This is a genomic window from Spiroplasma sp. hy2 (genome assembly GCF_044714365.1).
GTDB classification, from domain to species: Bacteria; Bacillota_I; Bacilli_A; order Mycoplasmatales; family Mycoplasmataceae; genus Spiroplasma; species Spiroplasma phoeniceum.
On sequence record NZ_RXFZ02000241.1, the window covers coordinates 1 to 1,239 of the forward strand.

A 1,239-nucleotide genomic window follows, 5' to 3' on the forward strand; every position below is an offset into this window, starting at 1 on the left:
AWCAATCTGCTTATAATGATAATTTAATTTATAATGCTATTTTAAAAACTAGTTTATGAATGGATAGATTATCAGGTGGAACAATATCTGATAAAATTAATAAAAAAGATTTATTTCCTTGAATTAAAAAAGATAATACTGGTTTAATTGAATATGATAAATGATTAAGTTATATTCAATCTGCTTGTTTATTAGCAGTTATAAATTGATATTTACCAAAAGGAGTAAATGATTTAACTGGTAGTGCTTCATTTTCTCAAGGTGGTGTAGCTTATTCTCAAAATAATGACCCTGAAGCAAATGATACTATTATCAGAGATGTTAAAAATGCTTTAAAATTAGCAGGTGAAATTATTGATATTATATCTAGTAAAACAGTATCTAGACCATATAATTATAGTTTAGATAATTATGCTTATTCATTAGAAGAAGAATATAAACATATTACTAAAAAAACTTTTTATCCAACATTATTATTTTGATTAAAAGAACGATTACAAACAGATAATTCAATAAATATTACTTATCCAACTATTAATGACTTTTCTAAAATTGATTATAACGAATATATTAAATTTATTGTTCCGTTTGATAATGATACTATTTATTATGATGAAAATAATAAAGTGTGAAAATCTAATACTGGTAATATTATTAATCCAGAATCTATAATGATAATGAAAACATTAAATCCTACTGATTTTGCTATTACTGAGGGTGGTAATAATAAAGGAAAAATATCTGTAACAAACGGTTATAATGATGATTTAGCAATTGATGACCCAACTAGTGGCGGTGAATTTGTTAATTATATGAGAACACAACAAATTGGTATTAAATTAATGCCAAATCAAAGTGGTAGAGCAAATGCATCTTTTGACCAAAAAAACAGGTGAATTAAGAATATGAGATCAAAGTTTCCAAAATAATGACCAAGTTGCAGATTTTAGTATTATTAAAGCAAATGGCACTCCTGAATTAGAAGCAACTGATGATACATTGCCAACTACTAAATATATTAATGAACATTATCAATTAAAAGGTAGTGGTACTAATGATTGACAAGTTGTTAATACTAGTGATTTTAAACCTAATGATACTCAATATATTTTGCCAGTTACTCCTAATGGAATAGACTTCTTGCATAACCTAGTTATTTTAAAATTCCTATAAAATATATTTAAAATAGAAATTATAGCAATCTAAAATTATGAAATTTGATAAATTTGATTTTATTAW

General features: G+C 24.3%; 2 protein-coding genes. Both read left to right on the plus strand.

Annotated features, from left to right (window positions below; translation table 4 throughout):
- Nucleotides 1-929 (plus strand): hypothetical protein (locus tag EHV01_RS05745; RefSeq protein WP_422066625.1); only part of this gene is annotated, 929 nt, incomplete at its 5' end.
- The gene (locus EHV01_RS05750) at nucleotides 877-1,173 is read left to right on the plus strand and encodes a hypothetical protein (protein ID WP_422066626.1); all 297 of its coding nucleotides are present in this window, start codon (nucleotides 877-879) and stop codon (nucleotides 1,171-1,173) included. The genes EHV01_RS05745 and EHV01_RS05750, both read left to right, overlap by 53 nt.
- The last annotated feature ends 66 nt before the right edge of the window (nucleotides 1,174-1,239 follow it).